The following is a 2751-nucleotide window of genomic DNA, read 5'->3' on the forward strand; positions in this document are numbered from 1 at the left end:
CAGATCCCCGCGGGAGGAACCGGACCTTCGAAGAGCTGCGCGCTTCCGCTCACCGGCTGCCTGCCGACCCACCCGCCGACCGCCGACACGTCGCCCAATTGGTGGAGCATCGTCCGCGACAATGCCGACCCGGCCACACAGACGATCTACGCGAACATTCCGAACCCGCTCGTCTACCCGAACGGCACGTCCCCGGCGGGCACCGAGGTCAACGCCGACCCGACCCTGGCCCGCGACCAGGCCCTTCAGAACTCCTTTTCGTTCATCCGCGGCAACCGCGACGTCGTCGTGGAAGACCTCCACATCAGCTCGACGTTCGGAAACCCGCAGACCAAGAGCTGCGCCCAGCTCAACGGGTTTGCGAGCTCTCCCTGCTACTACGACCAAAACTTCGGCGACGTGTTCCACTCGAACCCCCTGATCGTCTCGTTCCCGAGCAACACGCGCCTCTTCCTCTCGGTCGATCCGGGCTCCTCGAATCCTGGCGTCTACAGCGACCGCAGCGATTCCTACCAGAGGTTTTTCAGCAACTACCGTCACCGACGAAAGGTCCTCTACGCCGGCGCCGACGACGGCTTCCTGCACGCGTTCGACGTCGGCGTCTACAACGGCGACCAGTCGACGTATACGCAGGGGACGATCACCGTCTGCCCTCTCTGCAACAAGTACGACCTCGGCTCGGGCCGCGAGATCTTCGGATACGCCCCCCGCGCCGCCGTCCGGAAGTTCTTCTACCTCGCGCACGCCACGAGCCACGATTGGACCGTGGACGGTGCTCCGTCGGTCGACGACATCTACATGGACCCGGCGAGAGTCGGCGGGAACTCGCAGGGGATCGTCTCGAGCGATGCCTGTGGTAGTCCGTGCGTGAACATCTCGGGCACGTCCCCCAAGTGGCGCACGGTCCTGGTCGGCATCGAGCGGGAAGGCGGAGTAAATACGACGCCCAACGGCGGGGGCGGGTCTGTCTTCGCCCTCGACATCACCGATCCGGACCAGGCCGACCATATGAAGGCGACCTGGACCGGGAAGACGGTAGACTCGCAGTCCCCGATCATTGGAGCGCCGGAGTGTCTCGTGAACAATTTCGATCCCGGGCCCTCGACGGAAACGCCGCCGACCAACTGCAACGCGCCCTTCCCGCGGATTCTCTGGGAGTTTCGGGACGATCAGGCGACGTCGGCGATCGCGCCTGGGCCATCCGAGGGAGGCGCTGAAGCCTCCGTGTGGGACCTCGGCTACACCTGGTCCAAACCCGTTCTCGGCCGGGTGAAGGTCAACGACGTCGCGAGCGGCAACCATCATGATATGTACGTCGCGATCTTCGGGGGTGGGTTCCGCCACAAGAATACGACGATCCCCGGGACGAACACCGCTGGCGATACCGCGAACTACCTCTACATGATCGACATCGAAACCGGAAAGGTCGTCTACAAGAGGAACATCGGGGTGTGGGCGACGGGCGCGAGCTCGACGGATTCGAGCGGGAATCTCGAGGCCGGGGTTCCGGGAGAGGCGGCGGTCGTCGATATCAATTTCGACGGCTACCTCGATCGCATCTACTTCGGCGACACCCAGGGCCGCCTCTGGAAGATAGACCTCTCGACGCCGGCCGACCTCTGCTCGGCCGGCGGTACCAATTGTTCCTCTGCGGACTACCGGATCGCGCAGTCGCAGTGGAACCCGTCGCTCCTCTTCGATGAGTTCCAGGACAATGTTCCTCCCGCCGGCACGGGAATTCGCGAGCCGATCTTCACCCGCCCCGCCGTTTTCCTTCTCGGCACGACCGGCTCCGGCGAGCCTCGGCTCGGAATCGCCTTTGGAACCGGGGACCGGGACAACATGCCGGCCCTGCGCGACGCGAACCCGAACTATTTCTTCGTCGTTCTCGACGATCCGAACGCGACGTATCCGGTCTTCAAGACGGCGGCCAGCGGCAGCACGGCTTCGACGCTGACGCAGGCCTCGCTCACGACGAACAACTGCGATCCGACGAGCGTCCCGAACGGCTGCTTCAATGGGGCGGGGGTCGGGTACTACCTGAGCCTCCCCGTGGACACGGTCTACGGCGGCGACCAGATCGCCGAGATCATGAATGCGAACCCGCTCGTGTTCTCCGGCGCGATCTTCTTCAACACGTTCCTGAACAACACCCAGCAGATCACGGATGCCAACGGGAACGTCACCCAGGTCGGCCAGGGCGTGTGCGGGGAGGTCGGCCAGGCCCATCTCTACCAGGTCAACTATCTGACCGGCGTGAGTCTCTACACCGACGACAGCGGTAACCTCATTCCGAGCAAGGCGCCCGAGGGCGGCCAGGTGGCGTCGGATCCGATCGTCTATCAGGCGCCCAACGGCGAGACGCTCGTCGTCTCCGCGACCGACGACCTGAAAGTGCCGAAGGTCGGCGGCGGCGGGCTGGCAAACGTGAACATCAAGAGCTGGAAGGAAAACTAGGGACCCGCTTCTCCAGTCGTGTGATCGGGCGGCGGCGATCACTCGCCGCCGTTTTCTTGTTCGGGGCGCGCCGTCGGCTAAGATTCGGGAGGAGAGGATTGTCCAGAGCTTGATTTCCGAGGACTCGCCGCCCGAGAACCGGGTTTCCACGGCCGGCGACGTCGTCGTCGGCACGGAGTTCACGGCGGCCGCCGCGGCGCCGGAGCCCGCCTGGACCTCCGCGGGGCTCGCCGGGCGGATCGCCTTCCTCCAGGCCGGCCTCGTCGCGGTGCTGTGGATCGTCCTCGGCTACTG

2 protein-coding genes are annotated in these 2751 nt (G+C 65.0%); both read left to right on the forward strand.

Going from position 1 to position 2751, the window contains the following annotated elements; genetic code table 11:
* Nucleotides 1-2457 (forward strand): PilC/PilY family type IV pilus protein (locus VKH46_13315; GenBank protein ID HKB71819.1); only part of this gene is annotated, 2457 nt, incomplete at its 5' end.
* A 109-nt stretch (nucleotides 2458-2566) separates the two neighbouring features.
* On the forward strand, nucleotides 2567-2751 hold a 185-nt coding region (locus tag VKH46_13320), incomplete at its 3' end, for a hypothetical protein (GenBank protein HKB71820.1).

The organism is Thermoanaerobaculia bacterium, assembly GCA_035260525.1.
In the GTDB taxonomy this organism is placed as follows: domain Bacteria; phylum Acidobacteriota; class Thermoanaerobaculia; order UBA5066; family DATFVB01; genus DATFVB01.